General features: G+C 49.6%; 20 protein-coding genes and 2 pseudogenes. All 22 read left to right on the top strand.

Features of this window, described 5'->3' with window-relative positions; translation table 11 throughout:
* Nucleotides 1-264: 264 nt before the first annotated feature.
* Nucleotides 265-1,086, top strand: a complete 822-nt coding sequence (locus ACI3EW_RS03095) for a ParA family protein (RefSeq protein ID WP_004797470.1) — start codon at nucleotides 265-267, stop codon at nucleotides 1,084-1,086.
* Entirely contained in the window at nucleotides 1,043-1,972 is a 930-nt protein-coding gene (locus tag ACI3EW_RS03100; protein WP_014078513.1) for a ParB/RepB/Spo0J family partition protein, read from the top strand. Before ACI3EW_RS03095 ends, ACI3EW_RS03100 begins: the two co-directional genes overlap by 44 nt.
* Before the next feature lie 12 nt (nucleotides 1,973-1,984).
* Complete coding sequence (locus ACI3EW_RS03105) at nucleotides 1,985-2,260, top strand: DUF5720 family protein (protein WP_005335947.1); 276 nt, start codon at nucleotides 1,985-1,987, stop codon at nucleotides 2,258-2,260.
* A 282-nt stretch (nucleotides 2,261-2,542) separates the two neighbouring features.
* Entirely contained in the window at nucleotides 2,543-3,403 is an 861-nt protein-coding gene (locus ACI3EW_RS03110; RefSeq protein WP_007886611.1) for a DUF6017 domain-containing protein, read from the top strand.
* Between the two features lie 50 nt (nucleotides 3,404-3,453).
* Nucleotides 3,454-3,765 (top strand): DUF5720 family protein, encoded by a 312-nt coding sequence (locus ACI3EW_RS03115; protein ID WP_008728385.1) that lies wholly within the window; start codon nucleotides 3,454-3,456, stop codon nucleotides 3,763-3,765.
* A 98-nt stretch (nucleotides 3,766-3,863) separates the two neighbouring features.
* Complete coding sequence (locus ACI3EW_RS03120; protein ID WP_007886614.1) at nucleotides 3,864-4,364, top strand: PcfB family protein; 501 nt, start codon at nucleotides 3,864-3,866, stop codon at nucleotides 4,362-4,364.
* Nucleotides 4,361-4,663 (top strand): annotated as a pseudogene (locus ACI3EW_RS03125) (recombinase); the annotation flags it as partial. The gene ACI3EW_RS03120 and the pseudogene ACI3EW_RS03125, both read left to right, overlap by 4 nt.
* 32 nt (nucleotides 4,664-4,695) lie before the next feature.
* Nucleotides 4,696-6,570, top strand: a complete 1,875-nt coding sequence (locus tag ACI3EW_RS03130) for a DUF4368 domain-containing protein (RefSeq protein ID WP_483880006.1) — start codon at nucleotides 4,696-4,698, stop codon at nucleotides 6,568-6,570.
* Between the two features lie 79 nt (nucleotides 6,571-6,649).
* Nucleotides 6,650-6,841 (top strand): transposon-encoded TnpW family protein, encoded by a 192-nt coding sequence (locus tag ACI3EW_RS03135; protein ID WP_405581026.1) that lies wholly within the window; start codon nucleotides 6,650-6,652, stop codon nucleotides 6,839-6,841.
* Nucleotides 6,842-6,975: 134 nt separating this feature from the next.
* Nucleotides 6,976-7,272, top strand: coding sequence for a hypothetical protein (locus ACI3EW_RS03140; protein WP_405581023.1), 297 nt, complete (start codon nucleotides 6,976-6,978; stop codon nucleotides 7,270-7,272).
* A gap of 79 nt (nucleotides 7,273-7,351) precedes the next feature.
* Complete coding sequence (locus ACI3EW_RS03145) at nucleotides 7,352-8,290, top strand: serine hydrolase (RefSeq protein ID WP_040219241.1); 939 nt, start codon at nucleotides 7,352-7,354, stop codon at nucleotides 8,288-8,290.
* A 150-nt stretch (nucleotides 8,291-8,440) separates the two neighbouring features.
* Nucleotides 8,441-8,737 (top strand): DUF3847 domain-containing protein, encoded by a 297-nt coding sequence (locus ACI3EW_RS03150; protein ID WP_405581020.1) that lies wholly within the window; start codon nucleotides 8,441-8,443, stop codon nucleotides 8,735-8,737.
* A 231-nt stretch (nucleotides 8,738-8,968) separates the two neighbouring features.
* The gene (gene mobQ / locus ACI3EW_RS03155) at nucleotides 8,969-10,477 is read left to right on the top strand and encodes a MobQ family relaxase (RefSeq protein WP_405581017.1); all 1,509 of its coding nucleotides are present in this window, start codon (nucleotides 8,969-8,971) and stop codon (nucleotides 10,475-10,477) included.
* Between the two features lie 16 nt (nucleotides 10,478-10,493).
* On the top strand, nucleotides 10,494-12,395 hold the full coding sequence (locus tag ACI3EW_RS03160) for an AAA family ATPase (protein WP_405581014.1): 1,902 nt from the start codon (nucleotides 10,494-10,496) through the stop codon (nucleotides 12,393-12,395).
* Nucleotides 12,396-12,480: 85 nt separating this feature from the next.
* Nucleotides 12,481-13,236: pseudogene (locus ACI3EW_RS03165) on the top strand (type IV secretory system conjugative DNA transfer family protein); the annotation flags it as partial.
* Nucleotides 13,237-13,296: 60 nt separating this feature from the next.
* The gene (locus ACI3EW_RS03170) at nucleotides 13,297-15,183 is read left to right on the top strand and encodes a recombinase family protein (RefSeq protein ID WP_330378750.1); all 1,887 of its coding nucleotides are present in this window, start codon (nucleotides 13,297-13,299) and stop codon (nucleotides 15,181-15,183) included.
* On the top strand, nucleotides 15,180-15,524 hold the full coding sequence (locus ACI3EW_RS03175; RefSeq protein WP_033119194.1) for a TnpV protein: 345 nt from the start codon (nucleotides 15,180-15,182) through the stop codon (nucleotides 15,522-15,524). Before ACI3EW_RS03170 ends, ACI3EW_RS03175 begins: the two co-directional genes overlap by 4 nt.
* A gap of 135 nt (nucleotides 15,525-15,659) precedes the next feature.
* The gene (locus ACI3EW_RS03180) at nucleotides 15,660-16,490 is read left to right on the top strand and encodes a TraX family protein (protein ID WP_025483373.1); all 831 of its coding nucleotides are present in this window, start codon (nucleotides 15,660-15,662) and stop codon (nucleotides 16,488-16,490) included.
* A 300-nt stretch (nucleotides 16,491-16,790) separates the two neighbouring features.
* Nucleotides 16,791-17,315, top strand: a complete 525-nt coding sequence (locus tag ACI3EW_RS03185) for a hypothetical protein (protein ID WP_485663266.1) — start codon at nucleotides 16,791-16,793, stop codon at nucleotides 17,313-17,315.
* A gap of 127 nt (nucleotides 17,316-17,442) precedes the next feature.
* Nucleotides 17,443-17,802 (top strand): DUF3847 domain-containing protein, encoded by a 360-nt coding sequence (locus tag ACI3EW_RS03190; protein ID WP_055191773.1) that lies wholly within the window; start codon nucleotides 17,443-17,445, stop codon nucleotides 17,800-17,802.
* Nucleotides 17,768-19,264 carry a MobQ family relaxase gene (gene mobQ / locus ACI3EW_RS03195; RefSeq protein ID WP_060457860.1) on the top strand — a complete coding sequence of 499 codons (1,497 nt, stop codon included), beginning with the start codon at nucleotides 17,768-17,770 and terminating at the stop codon, nucleotides 19,262-19,264. The genes ACI3EW_RS03190 and mobQ (ACI3EW_RS03195) overlap by 35 nt, the downstream gene beginning before the upstream one ends.
* Complete coding sequence (locus tag ACI3EW_RS03200; RefSeq protein ID WP_485663267.1) at nucleotides 19,261-19,563, top strand: hypothetical protein; 303 nt, start codon at nucleotides 19,261-19,263, stop codon at nucleotides 19,561-19,563. Before mobQ (ACI3EW_RS03195) ends, ACI3EW_RS03200 begins: the two co-directional genes overlap by 4 nt.
* Nucleotides 19,564-19,568: the final 5 nt, after the last annotated feature.

Genomic DNA, 19,568 nt, shown 5'->3' on the forward strand with positions numbered 1-19,568 from the left:
GTTAACCGAGAGCCGATTTTTGGGGTGCTTTTCAGCCCTCCTTCCCCTCGTTTTTTGGCTGTGGCAGTTTGGCATAGTTTGAGCTAATTTGAATAATTGAATATGAATTTGATGTAGCACACAGTATAAATGCTGGGTGCTTTTTTCATTTCAGGAACTCGTATTCCGGCGATAGAAAGAGCCGTCACTTCACTGTTAATTTTGAAGTGGCGGCTTTTTCTATTTCCAGAAGCAACAGCAATAATTAGAAATGAGGTGAAGTCAATGAACACGCAAATCATCGCCATCGCCAACCAGAAAGGCGGCGTTGGCAAAACAACAACCTGTGCGAACTTGGGAATAGGTCTGGCACAGGCCGGAAAGAAAGTGCTTCTGATCGACGGGGACCCACAAGGAAGCCTGACAATCAGCTTGGGAAATCCGCAACCGGACAAGCTGCCATTTACACTGTCGGATGCAATGGGCAAAATTCTGATGGATCAGCCTATACGCCCCGGAGAAGGTATTCTGCATCATGCAGAAGGCGTTGACCTGATGCCTGCGGATATTCAGCTTTCCGGTATGGAGGTTTCTCTGGTAAATGCCATGAGCCGTGAAACGATTTTACGGCAATACCTGGACACACTGAAGGGACAATATTCCCATATCCTGATTGACTGTCAGCCTTCGTTGGGGATGCTTACGGTCAATGCGCTGGCGGCTGCGAATAGGATCATCATTCCCGTTCAGGCAGAGTATCTGCCCGCTAAAGGGCTGGAACAGCTGCTCTCCACGGTAAACAAGGTAAAGAGGCAAATCAACCCCAAGCTCCAGATTGACGGTATCCTGCTGACGATGGTGGACAGCCGAACCAACTTTGCCAAAGAGATTTCCGCGCTCCTGCGGGAGACCTATGGCAGCAAGATCAAAGTATTCGGCACAGAGATCCCCCATTCTGTCCGTGCAAAGGAAATCAGCGCAGAGGGAAAAAGTATTTTCGCCCATGACCCTGGCGGCAAGGTGGCAGAGGGGTATCGAAATCTGACGAAGGAGGTGTTGAAACTTGAAAAGCAGCGCGAAAAAAATAGAGCTGGCCTCGGTAGATGATCTGTTCTCCACCGAAGAAGGCCGTCAGGATGCAAAGCTGGAAAAGATTCAGGAGATTCCGCTGTCTGAACTGCATCCCTTTAAGAACCACCCATTCAAAGTCAAGGATGACGAAGCAATGATGGAAACCGCAGACAGTATCAAACAGTATGGTGTGCTGGTTCCTGCGATTGCCCGCCCTGACCCGGAGGGTGGTTATGAACTGGTGGCCGGACACAGGCGGCACAGAGCCAGTGAGCTGGCAGAAAAGGAGACCATGCCGGTCATTGTTCGGGATTTAGATGATGATGCCGCCACGATCATTATGGTTGACAGCAATCTGCAACGCGAAAGTCTCCTCCCAAGTGAAAGAGCCTTTGCTTACAAGATGAAACTGGATGCCATGAAAAGACAGGCTGGCAGACCGAGTAAAGAAAATGTGTCCCAAGTTGGGACACAAAAGCGATCAGACCAGTTGCTTGCTGAACAAGTGGGGCAAAGTCGAAATCAAATTCAGCGCTATATCCGTCTGACAGAGCTGATTCCTGAATTGATGGACATGGTGGATGAAAAGAAAATTGCCTTAAATCCTGCTTATGAGCTGTCCTTTCTCAAAAAGGAGGAACAGGTAGACCTGTTGGACGCGATGGACAGCGAACAGGCTACCCCTTCTCTTTCTCAAGCCCAGCGGCTTAAAAAATACAGTCAGGAGGGGCATCTGACCCTCGATATGATGCGTGTCATCATGGGTGAGGAAAAGAAAAGCGATCTGGACCGAGTGACATTTACCTCTGACACCTTGCGGAAGTATTTTCCTAAAAGCTATACGCCCCAGCGGATGCAGGAAACCATCATCAAGCTGCTGGAGGCATGGCAGAAAAAGCGTCAGAGAGACCAGGAACGATGAAAGGAGCCGCCTATGATGGATATTTCAGCCCGTGAGCTGAAAGGACACAACATTCTCGCCGTGGAGAGGTTTTGGGATAACACACGCTGGATGATTGAGTTTTCCGTCCTGCGTCCCAGCACAGCTTACGGCAGCCCCGGAGAGGAAATGCGGCTGTTTTTGACCGAGGACGGGTATCAGGCTGCCCTGCAAAGCCAGCAGCGTCGGGAGATTAAGATCAAGCGTTACGCTCGTGTGATTGAGGGACATATCCTCGATTTCAAACCGGGAAAACGCCGCCGCTCATAAACCCATACAGCGAAAGGAAAGGAATGACTATGTGTACGGTAAAGGAAATTCAAGAAGCAATCCGGGAAGATTGCAAATCTCAGCATGACATGGAATCAACGGATATTGACCGAGTGATGCAAACACTTCCTTTCGCCCAGGAGGAGCCATTTACAGAGGCGCGTCCTCGAAAGCCGCTGTTTTGGTTCTATGCAAGAAAATTTGAAAAGTGTTGAACACCGCAATTCTTTGGAATGAGGATTGCGGTTTTTTTGTACCCAAAATTCGGAAGGAGTGAGGTCGATGGCCGTTTTTCGCATTGAACGGACCCGTGATTATACTGTGATGAGCAATCATCATTTACGAAATGCAAACCTGTCGTTAAAAGCCAAGGGGCTGCTTTCCATGATGCTGTCTTTGCCAGAGGACTGGAATTACACCACCCGTGGTCTTGCAAAGATCTGTAAGGAGGGCGTGGATGCCATAGGCGCTGCGTTGCGGGAATTGGAGGCCGCCGGTTATATTGTACGGCACAAGCTGCGTGACCGGCAGGGACGCATCAGCGATACAGAGTATGTCATATACGAGCAGCCACAGCTTAGAAAACCGGATACGGATTCACCAGATACGGAAAACCCGTATATGGATAAACCGGATACGGAAAAGCCCGCAGAATTAAATATAGAGAAATCAAATACTCAAAAACAAAATATTTATGGATCAAGTACCGATTCCATTCCCTTCCGGGATTGCGCGGCAGATTGTCTGCCGGAACGGAAAGGAAGGGATGCGATGTCACTCACAGAGATAGAGAGTTATCGGGAATTGATTCAGGAGAATATCGGGTATGAATACCTGTGTCAGCAGTATGAAACTTATCGGGAGGATTTGGATGAGATTGTGGAGCTAATCGTGGAAACGGTCTGTGCAAAGCGAAAGACCACCCGTATTGCAGGAAGTGATTTTCCGCATGAAATCGTTCGTTCCAGATTCTTGAAGCTGGATAACTCGCACATTGAGTTTGTCATGGACTGTTTACAGAAGAACACCACGGAAATTCGTAACATGAAGCAGTATCTTCTGACCGTTCTGTTCAATGCACCGACCACGATAAGCAATCATTACACCTCACAAGTAAATCACGATCTGTATGGCGGCTGGTAAATGGTCGCTTTTTTATTGCCCGGAACTGCCGGGAGAAAGGAGCAAGCATGATGTCTGAGGGAAAGACCATAGGGCAGCTGATGGAAGAAATGCGGGCAAAGGCAGGAGCGCAGAATTATCACGGTCATGGATATATGGATCTCCAGCGTTTTGCGGAGGACACCCGGCACATGATTATTTTTGATGTGCTGACGAACGATTCCCCTGTTGGCTGGAAAGGCGAACGAACCCGCCTGTTCCTGTCGGATACCGGTTATGAAAAAGCGCTGGATAGTCAGGAAAAGGGGCAGATTAAGATTTTGAGCCACGCAAAGGTACGTCAGGGCAATCTGCACTATGACCGTTCTGACCAGTTACGCTAAGGAGGGCGGTATGAAGCGTTATCTTCTGCGGCGGCTGGTGGTTCCGCCTTAGCAAAAAAAGAGATTCCCTGCAAACTTCGTGGAAAGGAGGCGAGAAAATGCAGGAAGAAGTGGAAAACAGAACTTTGACGCTGGTTGTCAGTGGAACAAAGTTTACCGGCAGAATGTTTAAGGCTGCCATAAGCAAGTACATGGCACATCGAAAGGAAAAGAAGCTGGAAAAACAGAGAAGCCGTGATGCGCCGGTTGTTCCGCATGGAAAACAGACTGTGAAGCAGCTTGTCGGGCAGAATCAGGGAATATCCAACATTGAGATCACAGACCCCTCTATCAAGGAGTTTGAGAAAATCGCCCGGAAATATGGTGTGGATTATGCGGTGAAAAAGGACCGCAGCAGTTCTCCGCCAAAGTACCTGATTTTTTTCAAAGGCCGTGATGCAGATGCTCTGACAGCAGCTTTTACAGAGTACACCAACAAAAAGGTCAAAAAGGCAACGAAAACAGAGCGCCCGTCCGTACTGGCAAAACTTAACCAGTTCAAAGAGATGGTTAAAAATGCTGTGGTGGATCGCACCAAGCGAAAGGAGCTGGAACGATGAAAAAGACATTGGACATCAAAAAGCTCATTTTGCTGAATATGCCGTATATCCTGCTGGGGCTGTTTGCTACCAATTTTGGAGAGGCATGGCGAATGGCACAAGGGGCGGATGCTTCAGAAAAGTTTCTTTCGCTGATTGCGGTTCTGCCTGGGGCGCTGCAAAGTTTCTGGCCAAGCCTGCATCCATTGGACTTGTTGGTAGGACTGTGTTGTGGAGGCAGTCTGAGGCTGGCGGTGTATCTTAAAAGCAAGAACGCCAAGAAATATCGACATGGTTTGGAATATGGTTCGGCCCGCTGGAGTGCATAATTTTAAGTGTAAATGACACATACATGGACGCACAGGAGGTTATGCACATGACTGATTATAGCAAAATTACAGCCCTTTACTCCCGCCTTTCCGTGGGCGACGAGGACAGGGACGGCGGCGAGAGCAACAGCATACAGAACCAAAAAATATTTTTGGAGAACTATGCCAGAGGGCAGCACCTAACCAATATCCGGCACTACATCGACGATGACGAAAGCGGCAGGTTTTTTGACCGTTCCGCCTACTCCCGCATGATGGACGATGTGGAAAACGGGAAAATCGGTGTCTGCATTATGAAAGACCTTACCCGCTGGGGGCGCGACTATCTCCAAGTCGGCAACGCGATGGAGATATTCAGACGGAACAATGTGCGCTTTATCGCGGTCAACAACGGCATAGACAGCGAGAAGCCCGACACGCTGGAGTTTGCGCCCTTTATCAACATCATGTCGGAGTGGTACGCAAAGGACATCAGCAAAAAAGTGAAAACAGGCATTAAGACCAAAGGCATGAGCGGAAAGCCGATTGTCACCGAAGCCCCTTACGGCTATGTCAAAGACCCGAACAACAAGGATTTTTGGATAATCGACGAGGAAGCCGCCGCGGTTGTCCGTTTGATTTTTCGTCTGTTTATCGGTGGGAAGAACCGCAACCAAATCGCCGTGCATCTGAAAAACGAGCAAATCCCTACCCCCACTTTCTATATGAAAGACCGGGGGCGGGGAACTTGTAAAAATAAGACGCTCAACGAGGATAACCGCTGCAAGTGGAACAAAGCCACCTTGACCAATATCCTCACACGGCAGGAGTATTGCGGCGATGTAGTCAACTTCAAGACTACAAAGCATTTCCGGGATAAACATAACCACTATGTAGACCGGAGCCAGTGGCACATCACAGAAAATGTGCATGAGCCGATTATCAGCCGCAGCGATTTTGAAACCGTACAGCGGATTTTGGAAAACGCATCCGTCAGACGCCCCAACGGGGACGGGGAAATCCACCCTCTGTCCGGCTTGCTTTTCTGTAAGGACTGCGGTGCAAAAATGCACATTCGTATTGATTACCGGAACGGCGGCAAGCGCCATGTTGCCTATTGCAGCGAGTACCACAAGGGGAAAGCCAAGAACCCCAAATGCCATTCCCCGCACATCATGGACGCGGACTTGCTCATGCAGACCATCGCGGAAGTGCTGAAGAAAATCGAGGACTATTCCATCAGCAACCGGGCGGAGTTTGAAGCCTTAGTGAAAAAGAACCTTGCCATGCAGCAGACCGACCAGACCAAGAAGCAGCAGAAGCGTATTCCGCAAATCACGACGCGCCTTGAACAGATTGACAAGGTGCTGAATAAGCTCTACGAGGACAATGCCCTCGGCACGATCCCACAAGACCGTTATGAGCAGATGTCGCAGAAGTATTCGGAAGAATACTATGCGCTGAAAGCGGAGCTTGCCACGCTCCAAGAGCAGCTATCCGCTTATGAGAACGCGGGAGGACGGGCGCAGAAGTTTTTGAAGCTGACGGAACGCCATGCTGCCTTTACCGACCTTACACCCGCCATTCTCAACGAGTTTATCAGCAGGATTGAAGTGCATGAGCGCGACCAGAAAAGGGCGAGATACGCAATCCAGCACATCAGCATATATTTCAATTATATCGGCAAGTTTGAGAATGAAGTGACACAGCTTGCAGAGCCGACCGAGCAGGAAATCCGGCAAATGCGGGAGGAAATCGAAGAAGCCCAAAAGGAAAAGAGCCGCGCATACCACCGGCAGTATTCAAGGGAGTACCGGGCGCGAAACCTTGAAAAGCAGCGGGAGTATGACCGCATGAAAGCGCGGGAATACCGGGCAAGGAGAAAGGCGCAGGCAGCCGCCGCACAGCCCACACAGTAAAACAGAATAACCGTCAACCAAGAGGGATTTTCCGAACTACGGGAAATCCCTCTTTTGCGCCCAAAGAAAGGAGCCGCCTATGGCAGAACAGACCCCCGACAGTATCATCACGACCCAGAGGAACGGGCAGACCATTGTTGCGGAGTTGTTTTTCAATCAAAGCAGCACAGAAACATTCCGCGACAAGCTGCTCAAACTGGTGCTTGCCGACAGTACGCGTTTATCCGCATCTGACGGTCAAGAGCCGGAAAAAACAGAAATCTTGCGATAACAGCAGCCCTGACGAACCATTCCCTGTCCGGGCGGTTTCTATTTGAAAATCCTCATTTTCCCCAAATCAAGAGCCGGGAAAAACACCCGAAAAATGCCCCTATTGCGTAACAGGGGGCGCAGAAAGGAGAGTTTATGAGAACAGGGCTTACGAAGCAGGAAAAGACCACCGATATATGGTTTGACGAGAAAGACCCCCTTATCCATATCCGCACCCACAACACCGACTTAAAGAAGCGGCTTGCCGCCTACGCCGGACAGTACCCCGACCAGTGCTGCCAGACCGACGCAGACCCCGAAACGGGCTGCATGGAGTTTGAAATCCGCAAGGGGCGGTTCTCTTTCCGTCTGACCGCCCCATACAGCGAGGAACGGCGGGAAGCAGCGCGGCGATATGCCAGAGAAAACAGCACTACAAACTTGTTGAAATAATGTGGATTTGTTCATATTCTTGTGCTATACTTTTCTCAAAGGCACAGAATGGCAGATATAAATTCGTGGGAGAAAAAATATGAAGAAGCATAGAAAATGTAAAAAGATAATAGCTTTTGTAACAGTGTTGTTTATAGCATTTGTTGCAGTAATTGGGCTACACAAAACAGGGATTTATCGTTTTGATTTCTTAAAGGACATCTATAAAAAAATTGATTTTCAACTAAGTACGAATGAGCTTAACATTCCGCAGGACGCTCTTTCATTTTCTGTTTATGATATTGAACAGGAGGAATATTTATTTTATGAGGGCGATAGCCAGTTGCCCACTGTCGCAAGTTTGGCAAAACTATTTGCCATTGATTATGCTTTGGGAAAAGTAGATTTGGAAGATATTGTTGAAGTAAATCAAGAGGTATTAGAACTTGTTCCGGCGGGTTCATCTTTAGCAAATCTGTATGCTGGGGAATACACAGTTAAACAAATCATGGAGGCTATGCTTGTTCCTTCCGGAAATGACGCAGCCTATGCGTTGGCATATCATATCGCTAAAAACGAATTAGGCGAAGGTTATACAGCAACGGAATATATAGATTATTTCATGACAGAACTTAGTGAGTATTTAATCGAAGCAGGCTATTCCAAAACAAATTTATATAATGACCCAAGTGGCGCGTCTATGCAAGCTGACTCTCATTTAGATGATATTAACCGCGTAGCGTTGAAGCTCCTTAACTACGATTTTGTTAAAGAATGTATTGGAAAAAGCGAATTTTCAATTCAAACTCCGCAAGGTGAATTTACATGGAAAAATACAAATGAATTTTTAGATGAAAATTCACCGTACTATAATGCAAATGTTAAAGGAATGAAAACAGGAACAATGGCATCTTCCTATAACATTGTTGTTCTGTATGAAAAAGATGGAAAAGCATATTTAATTACCTGTTTAGCGGCACACTCAAATGAGGGGAGATATAAAGCGGTACAGTCTGCTATCAACACGATTATTGAATAATGATGATGAAATATCCCGTTTAAGTAAAGTGTCAAAACAATAAGGGTAAGATAAAACAGCGCACAATAAAACTTAATACCCACCCAAAAGGGCAGCCGAGAAATCGACTGTCCTTTTTCTATGCCGACAGGCAGAAAGGAGCGACCACCTATGACGAAACCGAGAGAGAAAACCCGCGAAGAACTGACCGCCGAGATTGAGGACAGCAAGAAGAAAATCCGGCAGTATGAGAACCGGGAAAAGATGTTGCGGCAAAAACTGTCCCGCGAGGAACGCCGGACACGCAGCCACCGTCTTATCGTCCGGGGCGCAGTCTTTGAGAGCATTGTGCCGGAAGCCAAGATCATGACCGACGAGGAAGCCGCCGACCTGCTCCGGCTTGCCTTAACGGGCGAGGAAGCGCGGGCATATCTGAAAAAACGAGCCGAGGACGGGAACGCCGGATAAAGCCCTTTGGAACAAAGGGCGCACTTATACACCCTTACGGGCGTGTGCGCTCTGCCGAGGGCTTGTCTCCGCACAGGGAGATTTCCCCGCGCTCCGATATGGCGGCTTTGCCGCAACAAGGGGCTGCACCCCTTGCGCCGCTTCGCGGCTATCCCTGCACACCCACAAAAACAGTACACCCGCTGTTGGCGTCTGTACCATTTTTGCGGGTTTTATTATCCTATCCGGGAGGTGATACCCATAGCCATTTACCATTGGAACATCGGCATTGTGAGCCGAGGAAAAGGCAAATCAGCCGTTGCCGCAGCCGCCTACCGAAGCGGTGAAAAGCTGACAAACGAATGGGACGGAATGACCCATGACTACACCCGCAAAGGCGGCGTTGTCCATACAGAAATCATGCTGCCGCCCCATGCCCCGCCCTCTTTCTCTGACCGTTCAACCTTGTGGAACAGCGTGGAGCTTTACGAGAAAGCCGGAAACGCCCAGCTTGCCAGAGAGATTGACGCGGCGCTCCCCATAGAATTATCCAGAGAGGAACAGATACGGCTTGTCCGGGAATACTGTTCCTCTCAATTTGTTTCCAAAGGAATGTGCGTGGATTTTGCTATCCATGACACCGACAGCGGCAACCCCCATTGTCATATCATGCTTACCATGCGCCCCCTTGACGAGTGCGGCACATGGACAGCGAAGTCCAAAAAGGAATATGACCTTGACGAGAACGGTGAGCGTATCCGCTTGCCAAGCGGCAGATACAAGACGCACAAAGTTGACCTGACCGGCTGGAACGACAAGGGCAACACCCTCTTGTGGCGCAAGGCATGGGCTGACTTTACCAACGACTTTTTGGAGAGGAACGGAAGCCCGGAGCGTATCGACCACCGCAGCAACGCCGAGCGCGGCATAGACGAGATACCCACCGTCCACATGGGCGTGGCTGCTTGCCAAATGGAGAAGAAAGGTATCGCCACCGAGAAAGGCGAACTGAACCGAAATATCCAAAAGGCAAACCGCCTTATCCGGGAAATCCGGGCGCAGATTGGAAAGCTCAAAGAGTGGATTGCCGACCTGTTCAAAGCGTGGGAAACCGCCCCAGAACAGCCGCCGCAATCTCCCAACCTCGCAAATCTGTTGATGAAGTATTTGAGCGTTCAGAGAGAAAAGAGCCGGAAGTATTCGCAGCGTTGGCAGCACCAACACGCAGCCGACGAACTGAAAACCATAGCGGCAGCGGTCAACTATCTTTCCGAGCATGGTATCTCTAATCTTGACGAGCTGGACGCTTCTCTTTCCTCTGTCAGTGATAAAGCCTATTCAATCCGGGAGGGAATGAAAACCGCCGAGCAGCGCATGAAAGAACTGCAAAAGCTCATGGAGTACGGCAGAAATTATCAAACCTACAAGCCCATACAGGACGAGTATCGGCAAATCCGCTGGAAAGGAAAACAGGAGAAGTTTGCGGAAGCCCGCCGCGCCGAGCTTACCCTATGGGACGCGGCAAACCGCTATCTCCATGCAAATCTGCCGAAAGGAACAAAGACCTTGCCTATTGCGGAATGGGAACAGGAATATGCTGACCTCAAAACGCAGAGGGACAGCGATTATACCAAACTGAAAGATACCCGCGCCGAGGTTGCCGAGCTTCAAAAAATCCGCAAATGCGTGGATATTGCACTCCGCGCCGACCAGCCGGAACAGACACAGAACCGCGCCAAGCGGCATGATATAGACCGCTGAAAGGAGTTGAACTTTTATGTATTACACCCAAGAACAGATAGACCGCGCCAACCAAGCTGACCTTGTTTCTTTCCTGCAATCACAGGGCGAGCAGCTTACTCGCGCCGGACAGGAGTACCGCTGGAAGCGGCACGACAGCCTGACCGTCCGGGGAAACAAATGGTACAGACACAGCCGGAGTAAGGGCGGCGCACCCATTGATTTTGTCATGGAGTTTTTCGGCAAGAGCTTCACCGAAGCCGTTGAACTGCTGACAGGCGAAAAAGGAGCCGCCCCGCTGCCGGACAGACCAAGCCCTGCGTCCCTCTATGACTTCCGGCTACCGCCCCGCAGCACCGACAACCGCATAGCGAGGAACTACCTCACAGCAGCCCGCCGCATTGATGAAGATGTGTCGGGCTTTTTCTTTTCCACCGGAGATATTTACGAGGAAGCCGCCCACCATAACGCCGTATTTGTTGGGCGTGATGAAAACGGCATACCAAGATACGCCCACCAACGCGGCACAGCCGGGAACTTCCGGCTTGATGTGAAAGGCAGCGGCAAAGCCTTTAACTTCTGCTATCGGGGCGAGGGCGAAAGATTGTTTGTCTTTGAAGCCCCGATAGACCTGTTATCTTTCCTCTGTCTGTTCAAAAAGAACTGGCAGAAGCAAAGCTATCTGGCGTTGGGCGGCGTGGGCGAAAAAGCCCTGTTGCGTTTCCTTTCTGACCGTCCGAACATCAAAACCGTTTACCTCTGCCTTGACAACGACAACGCCGGAAACGATGCTTGCAGCCGCCTTGCGGAGCTTGTGCCGGAGGGCTTGACCGTCCACCGCCTTGTGCCGCTTTACAAGGACTGGAACGAGGTATTGCAGCACCGGGCAGAAATCGCGGACGGGAAGTATATCCGGGAAGCGATTTACGGCTTGAAAGAGCCGCCGCAGGAAGAAACCGTTGAGATTATCCGCATGAGCGAGGTTGACACGCAAACCGTTGAATGGCTATGGGAGCCGTATATTCCCTTTGGGAAAGTAACCATTGTGCAAGGCAATCCCGGCGAGGGCAAGACCACTTTTGCCCTACGCCTTGCCGCCGCCTGCACCACCGGGGGAACGCTGCCGGGAATGAAATCCTTGCCGCCATTCCAAGTGATTTACCAGACCGCCGAGGACGGGCTGGGCGATACCGTCAAGCCACGCTTGATAGAAGCAGAAGCCGACCTTGACCGCGTGCTTGTGATTGATGAAGCCAAGCGGGAGCTTACCCTCTCCGATGAGCGCATAGAAAAGGCAATCATGCAGAACGGGGCACGGCTGATTATCCTTGACCCCATACAGGCGTACATGGGTGAAAAAACCGACATGAACCGGGCAAACGAAGTGCGCCCCATGTTCCGCCGCCTTGCCGATGTTGCCGAGCGTACCGGGTGCGCCGTTATCCTTATCGGACATCTCAACAAAGCTGCCGGAGGGCAGAGCGCATACCGGGGCTTAGGTTCTATCGACTTCCGCGCCGCAGCAAGGAGCGTCCTGCTGATCGGGCGCGTGAAGCGAGAACCGAATGTGCGCGTTATCGTCCATGACAAATCTTCCCTTGCGCCGGAGGGCAAGCCCGTTGCCTTTTGCCTTGACCCGGAAACGGGCTTTTCGTGGATAGGCGAATACGACATCACCGCCGACGAGCTGCTGTCCGGCGCGGGCGGCAACACCGCCACCAAGACCGAACAGGCGGAACGGCTGATACTTGACCTGCTTGCAGACGGGAAAGAGCTTGCCAGTGAGGACATTGTAAAAGCCGCAGCCGAAGCCGGAATATCCGAAAGGACGGTACAGAACGCCAAGCGCAACATGGGCGGCATTTTAGGCGCAAGGCGTGTCGGCGGTCAATGGTACAACTTCATCAAGAAGAAGCAGCCACCCGAACCCGCAAGCTGAAAGTGCAAAACGCAGACCCTTTGCACTTTGCACTTTCGCACTTTCACGATAATTTGCGTCAATAACTCAAAAAAGCACTTGACAAAACGCTTCATGGGGAACCCGTGAGGATATTGCACCTTACGTTGATCCTGTATTTCAGAACAATGTGATTCTGACGAAAACGGAGAGCCTGACCATGAACAGCCGCCCCAAGGACCCCAAGACTGCCAGAAACAAAAATGTAATGGTGATTGGCGGCTCCGGTTCCGGTAAGACCCGATTCTGGCTGAAACCCAACCTGATGCAGATGCACAGCTCCTATGTTGTGACGGACCCGAAGGGAACAATTCTGGTGGAGTGCGGAAAAATGCTCCAAAGGGGTGCGCCCAAGCTGGGGAAGGACGGAAAGCCCATGAAGGATAAGCACGGCAAGGTCATTTATGAGCCGTACCGAATCAAGGTCCTAAATACAATCAACTTCAAGAAGTCCATGCACTATAACCCTTTCGCCTATATCCATAGCGAAAAGGACATCTTGAAGCTGGTAACAACGCTGATCGCCAATACCAAAGGCGAAGGCAAGGCCGGAGACGATTTCTGGGTAAAAGCAGAAACCTTGTTGTACTGCGCGCTTATTGGCTATATCCATTATGAGGCTCCGGTGGAGGAGCAGAACTTCTCCACCCTCATTGAGTTCATCAATGCCATGGAAGTCCGTGAGGATGACGAGGAGTTCAAAAACCCCGTAGACCTGATGTTTGATGCACTGGAAGCCGAGAAGCCAAATCACTTTGCGGTGCGCCAGTATAAGAAATATAAGCTGGCCGCCGGTGTTGTATGCTCTAAAAGACTTCTTAATCAAGCGGTTGGGAAGTCTCTTAGAACACACAACCTAAAACCGAAGAAAGGAGCGCAAGTTATGAGAAAAAACGAGAAAATCACAGCTCTGTACGAACGACTGAGCCGTGATGACTTTGGCAAAGATGATGACCAACAGCGTGAGAGCAATTCCATTTCCAATCAAAAGGCTATGTTGGAGGAGTTCGCCGCACGGCAGGGCTTTACGAACATTGTCCATTTCACGGACGATGGCATTAGTGGTACTTGCTTTGACCGTCCCGGATTTTTGGCAATGATGAAAGAGGTTGAAGCCGGGAATGTGGAGTATCTGTGCATCAAGGACATGAGTCGCATGGGTCGTGACTATCTGAAAGTCGGTCAGATTATGGAAATCCTGCGTCAGCGTGGCGTTCGCCTTATCGCCATCAATGACGGCGTGGACAGTGCCAGAGGGGACGATGATTTTACCCCTTTCCGCAACATTATGAACGAGTATTACGCCAGAGACACCAGCCGTAAAATCCGTTCCACTTTCCAGTCCAAAGGCAAGTCCGGCAAGCACCTCACAGGCACAGTCATTTACGGCTATCTCTGGAACGAAGCCAGAGACCAATGGTTGGTTGACCCCGAAGCCGCAGAGGTGGTCAAGCGTATCTTTGCCATGACGATTGAGGGCTACGGTCCGTATCAGATCGCCAGCAAGCTGAAAGAAGAAAAAATTCTCATTCCGTCCGCTTACCTTGCCCAGCACGGCGAGGGCGTGAACAAGAATAAGACTTTCAAAGATGTGTACGGCTGGGGTTCTTCCACCATCTGCAACCTTCTTGAAAAGCGTGAATATCTGGGACACACCATCAATTTCAAGACCCGAAAGCACTTCAAGGACAAGAAAAGCCATTATGTCCCGGAGGACGAATGGACGATTTTTGAGAATACGCACGAAGCCATTATTGACCAGCAGACCTTTGACCTTGTGCAGAAAATCCGTGGGAATGTCAGACGCTACCCGGACGGCTGGGGCGAAGCAGCTCCCCTCACAGGCTTGCTTTATTGTGCCGATTGCGGCGGCAAGATGTATGTCCACCGTACCAACAACGGCAAGCGTATTTCTCAATATACCTGTTCCCAATACAGCAAAGTCCCAGTTGGAAAGCTCTGCACGACACAGCACCGTATCAATGAAGATGTGGTACTGTCCCTTGTTTCCGAAATGCTCAAAGCTATTGCCGAATATGCCAAGCATGACAGAGCCGAGTTTGTCCGTGTGGTGCAGGAAGCACAGTCCAGCCAGCAGACGGCAGAGGTCAGGAAACAGCGGACACGCCTTGCCACAGCAAAGCAGAGAGTTTCCGAGCTGGAAGTCCTGCTCTGCAAAATCTATGAGGACAACATTTTAGGCAAGCTGTCCGACAGCAGATACGCCACTCTGGACGCTCAATACGAAAAGGAACAGTCCGAGCTTACCGCTGAAATCTCTGTTCTGGAAAAGGCTGTCAAGAGCTATGAGAAGCACGAAAAGGACGCTGACCGTTTTATCGCTCTGATTGGTAAGTATGAGAACTTCGACAAGCTGACCATTGCCATGCTCAACGAGTTTATCGAGAAAATTCTTGTGCATGAGCGTGACCGCAAAGGAAGTATACAGACCACACAGGAGGTTGAGATTTACTTCAATTTTGTTGGGCGTTTCGTTCCCCCGGCGTTTGGAGAAGTGGAGCTGACCCCGGAGGAATTAGAAGAAATCCGCAAGCGAGAGGAACGCAAGGACAGACTTCATCAGAACTACTTGAAGCGTAAAGCCAGCGGAGCGCAGAAGCGATACGAGGATAAAATCAAGGAGCGGAAAAAGGCAGAAATCGAAGCCAAGAAAGCCGCCATTCGTGCAGAGGACATTGCAAAGGGCGTGTTCGTCCCTGTCAGCAGCTTACCGCAGAGAGAGCCAATGAAAGGAGTACAATCAGCATGAATATCACTTACACACAGAACGGCGATTATCTTATCCCGAACATCGTTATCCGCAAGACCAAGCCCATCGGACACTACGGCAGACTTCGCAAGGCGTATCTGGAAATGCACCGCCCGATACTGTTCAATGAACTGGTGCTATCCGACAAGCTCTTTGAACATTGTGCCGAGATTGACGAAGCGGCACGAAACCGCATGGAGCTGATCGTGCGGTCACTGGCAGAGCAAAACGGTGTGACTGAGCAACTGAAAGCCGATAATCAAATGGAATGGGTGCGGCAGATGAACGCTTGCAAGGCACAGGCAGAGGAGATTGTGAAAGCAGAATTGATTTATGATTGAGTGAGGAAGTCCGGGCAGAAAACTGTTCGGACTTTTCTCATATATTCCAAAGTTGCGATAGAATTGTTCACGAGTTTTATGGTATAATTTGAATGCGAAAAATCGTAGAATTGGAAGTTGGTAGGAGGTTGCTTTATGAGCCTTGATAGGAAAATAAATCGCATTCAATTTCTCTCAGGAAATTCGCTAAAGGTTATTGCTGTACTGACAATGCTTATTGACCATCTATGTAAAATTGTGCTGCAATGGCTGCTATCAAACTACTGGGGGGCTATGGCAGATAACGGGCAAATGTCGTGGGAGAGATTCCGAGAGATAGATTATTTCATACGGTTTGATTTGCAAAGCATTGGGACGATTGCTTTTCCGCTATTCTGTTTTTTGCTGGCAGAAGGATTCCAACACACAAGAAGTAAAAAACGCTATATTGGGTTGATGCTTGCATTTGCCCTTATTTCGGAAGTTCCATTTGACATAGGTTTCTTTAGTGCGTATTCACGAATGGAAGATACATTTCCGTTTTACTTGAAGTATCAAAATGTATTTTTCACCTTGTTTTTAGGCTTATTGACATTGGTATGCCTTGAAAGATTTTCGTGTAAATCAGACCTACCGGTGGATAGAATAAAATCAGCAGTCCTGCAAGTTCTCAGTGTAGTGCTTTTTTCCGGCATTGCGGAAGGAATCCATTGTGACTACGGTATGCAGGGGATCTTATTCATATCAGCATTTTATATTTGCCGTAATCACCGAATCTATCAAGTGTTGCTGTTCCTTTTGGCTTACATGGGGACAACGGGGAATCAACCGCCTTTATGTACGCTTCTTGCCTGCTTGCTTATTCTGCTATACAACGGAAAGCGTGGTAAACTGAAGCTAAAATACTTCTTCTATGTTTTTTATCCAGCACATATCCTTGTCCTATATTTGATTCAGATAGGACTCGGAAAATACTTACTGAAATGACTAATTGCAGTTTGTCGAGAAATTAAGCCGGAGCAAACCCCTTTAGGAACTAAAGGGCGCACTTCTATACTCTCTGTCGAGAGTAGTGCGCCCTGCGGAGCTTCATTCTCCGTCAGCAGAAGAAAACTGCATGACCGAGAATGTTGCGTCACTTCGTTCCGTCAAGGTGGCTACACCCCCTTGCGCCGCTAAAGCGGCTATCCCCTGTGGACTTGCCGTCCGCAAACGGTTTTGACAAACCGTTCGCCGCCAGCAAGTTTGAAAATCAAGAATCTTAATTTGATAAAGGAGTGTGATTCTATGAAAAAGAAATTACCCATAATCCTCTTGGGTGTTATTTTGGCTTGTGTGTTGGTTTTCGGTTTCCTTTATGCAAACAATGACATTGGTAAAACCGCAAACAGTTTAGAAGCAGACATTCGCCAATCTCAAAAAATTTTGGATGATTGGATTGTTGATGGAAGCATTTCCGACACAATGGCTGCATTTATTTCTTACCCACAGGACAAGACAGACCACACTTTTTCTGTCTATGTAAATCGCCCTGGCTTGTCTTTTGGATATTTCTTCCGTGGTGGTGGAGATATAGTTGAGGTTGATGATTACATTGCAGAGTTTGTTGTTGAGGGAAATAACGAAAGGGCATTTATCTCAATGAATACCCAAAATATTGTTCGACTTGAAGTAGATGATGGCAACGACATTCAGGTGATTGATATTGATAGTGGCAAGCCTTTCGCCATTGTCCTGCCCCTCAATGTAGGAAACATCTGTTTCTATGATACGAATGGAAATGTTGTGGAATATCTTCGCCAACAACTTTGACCAACTTCAATTTACCGAACTGAACACAACAACTGAATACCGAAAAACTGACCGTTGACTGGTCGCAATCTGCGAAAAGTTGACGGTCTTTTTTTATCCCCATTTTCAAAAAAGGAGGTCACGAAAAATGGCAAAACCGAAAAACCTTGAACAGCTCCGAGCCGAAAAGGAACAGGTCGAGACACAGCTTGCACAGGAACAGCACAAGCTGGAGCGTCTGGAGAACAGAAAGAAGTATCTGGAGAAAGGCGAGAGACAAAAGCGCACCCACCGTCTTTGCAATCTGGGCGGCACGATTGAGAGCCTTGCCCCGGAGTTCAAAGATCTCACACGCACCGAAATGACGGAGCTGATGGAGTACATCTTTTCTCTGCCCGAAGTCCAGCGAGCCGTCCGTCACATGGCGATTACCCACATCAACCAAGCGAGCAGAGGAAAGGAGCAGAAAGCCGATGGCACTATTTCATCTGAGCGTCACGCAGACTAAGCGAAGCGCAGGACAGTCCGCTATTGCTTCTGCCGCCTACCGTGCCGGGGAGCGATTGTATAGCGAGTATTATGGCGAATACAGCGACTACACCCGCAAGGGCGGCGTGATATGCTCCGACATTCTCCTGCCGTCCCATGCACCGAAAGAATACGCAGACCGTCAGACCCTATGGAACGCCGTGGAAAAAGCCGAGCGTGGAAAGACGGCACAGCTTGCATACAGCTTTGACATTGCTTTGCAGAATGAATTTTCCCTTGAGGAAAACATCGCTCTTGCAAGGCAATTTTTATTGGAGCAGTTTGTGAGCCGTGGCATGGTGGTTGACTTCGCTGTACACCAGCCAGACAGAGAGGACGGCGGCATACCCAATCCCCATTTTCATGTGCTTTGCCCCATCCGTCCCATCGAGCAGAACGGCAAATGGGGCTGTAAGCAGCACCGAGTTTACGAGCTGGACGAGGACGGCAACCGTATCCGGGACGCAGATGGAAACTTTGTGTTTAACGCCGTTCCCACTACCGACTGGGGCAGTCCCGAAACGCTGGAATACTGGCGGCAGACATGGGCGGAGCTATGCAACGCCAAGTTTGCTGAAAAGGGGCTTGACGTTAGTATCGACCACCGAAGCTATGAGCGTCAGGGCGTGGAGCTTCTTCCCACCGTCCATGAGGGCGCAACCGTCCGGGCAATGGAGAAGAAGGGCATACGCACCGAGAAAGGCGAGTTCAACCGCTGGATCAAAGCCACCAATGCCGTTATCCGGGACATTAAGAAGAAAATCGCTCTCCTGTTTGATTGGATTGCCGAAGCAAAGGTGGAGCTTGCCAAGCCGCAGGCACCCGACCTTGTTTCTCTGCTGAACGCCTATTACACCCAGCGCAGAGCCGGGGCGTATTCCCAGAAAGGTAAAATCAGCAATCTAAAGGAGATGAACGAGACTTTCAATTATCTTCGGAGGAATGGCATTTACTCCCTTGAAGATTTGGAAAGCCGTGTCAGCGAACACAGTGCTGCCACAGAGAGCTTGAAGAAAACGCTGGATGAGCAGACGGCACGAATGAAAGCGATTAAGCGGCTCTATGACAGCTCCGCCGCTTTCCAGAACTTGAAGCCTGTCTATGACGGCTTGCAGAAAATCAAGCTTGAGAAGCCCAGAGCCAAGTACAAGGCAGAGCATGAAGCGGAACTGATACAGTTCTACGCCGCCAGACGAAAGCTGACCGGGGAGTTCCCAGACGGCAAGGTGGATATGAAAAAGCTGTCCGACGAGTATGACGAGCTGGAACAGGCGCACAACACCACCTATGGCGAGTTTAAGACCGTCAGAGACGATTTACACCGCCTTTGGAAGGTCAAGTCATGTGTAGATACTGCCGCCCGATTTAACGAGCGTACAGAGGAACAAAAGCTCCAAAATCGACCCCAAACACGACAGAAAAAGGAGGATATGACACGATGAAAAAATACGACTGGAAGAACGAGTACAACCCCATCCGCAGAACGGCAAAACGCATTTTGAGCGGAGAAGCTTTGACCGATGGCAGACCGCTTTCCGACCTGATCGAGCTGGACGAACACACCCGGAAATGCCTTGCCTTTGAAGCCACCCTCACCGACCGCCAGATTGATATGTTGCAGGAGCTGGGCTATCTGCCTGTTATCATGAGACAGTACGGCGAGGAATGTGCGAACTGCCCCTACACGCTGGACGAGCGTGAGCATGGCATTTGCAGACGATGCGCTGTTTTCAAGAAGTAAGGAGG

Origin of the sequence: Pilosibacter rotomagensis, assembly GCF_045062245.2 — a bacterium.
Classification (GTDB): Bacteria; Bacillota; Clostridia; order Lachnospirales; family Lachnospiraceae; genus Pilosibacter.

Coding starts and splice junctions, on each gene's coding strand:
- ACI3EW_RS03105 (WP_005335947.1), top strand. CDS start 1,985: ATGATGGATATTTCAGCCCGTGAGCTGAAAGGACACAACATTCTCGCC.
- ACI3EW_RS03145 (WP_040219241.1), top strand. CDS start 7,352: ATGAAGAAGCATAGAAAATGTAAAAAGATAATAGCTTTTGTAACAGTG.
- ACI3EW_RS03200 (WP_485663267.1), top strand. CDS start 19,261: ATGAAAAAATACGACTGGAAGAACGAGTACAACCCCATCCGCAGAACG.
- ACI3EW_RS03135 (WP_405581026.1), top strand. CDS start 6,650: ATGGCAGAACAGACCCCCGACAGTATCATCACGACCCAGAGGAACGGG.
- ACI3EW_RS03180 (WP_025483373.1), top strand. CDS start 15,660: ATGAGCCTTGATAGGAAAATAAATCGCATTCAATTTCTCTCAGGAAAT.
- ACI3EW_RS03110 (WP_007886611.1), top strand. CDS start 2,543: ATGGCCGTTTTTCGCATTGAACGGACCCGTGATTATACTGTGATGAGC.
- ACI3EW_RS03095 (WP_004797470.1), top strand. CDS start 265: ATGAACACGCAAATCATCGCCATCGCCAACCAGAAAGGCGGCGTTGGC.
- ACI3EW_RS03150 (WP_405581020.1), top strand. CDS start 8,441: ATGACGAAACCGAGAGAGAAAACCCGCGAAGAACTGACCGCCGAGATT.
- ACI3EW_RS03140 (WP_405581023.1), top strand. CDS start 6,976: ATGAGAACAGGGCTTACGAAGCAGGAAAAGACCACCGATATATGGTTT.
- ACI3EW_RS03170 (WP_330378750.1), top strand. CDS start 13,297: ATGAGAAAAAACGAGAAAATCACAGCTCTGTACGAACGACTGAGCCGT.
- ACI3EW_RS03130 (WP_483880006.1), top strand. CDS start 4,696: ATGGACGCACAGGAGGTTATGCACATGACTGATTATAGCAAAATTACA.
- ACI3EW_RS03160 (WP_405581014.1), top strand. CDS start 10,494: ATGTATTACACCCAAGAACAGATAGACCGCGCCAACCAAGCTGACCTT.
- ACI3EW_RS03115 (WP_008728385.1), top strand. CDS start 3,454: ATGTCTGAGGGAAAGACCATAGGGCAGCTGATGGAAGAAATGCGGGCA.
- ACI3EW_RS03185 (WP_485663266.1), top strand. CDS start 16,791: ATGAAAAAGAAATTACCCATAATCCTCTTGGGTGTTATTTTGGCTTGT.
- ACI3EW_RS03175 (WP_033119194.1), top strand. CDS start 15,180: ATGAATATCACTTACACACAGAACGGCGATTATCTTATCCCGAACATC.
- ACI3EW_RS03190 (WP_055191773.1), top strand. CDS start 17,443: ATGGCAAAACCGAAAAACCTTGAACAGCTCCGAGCCGAAAAGGAACAG.
- mobQ (WP_060457860.1), top strand. CDS start 17,768: ATGGCACTATTTCATCTGAGCGTCACGCAGACTAAGCGAAGCGCAGGA.
- ACI3EW_RS03120 (WP_007886614.1), top strand. CDS start 3,864: ATGCAGGAAGAAGTGGAAAACAGAACTTTGACGCTGGTTGTCAGTGGA.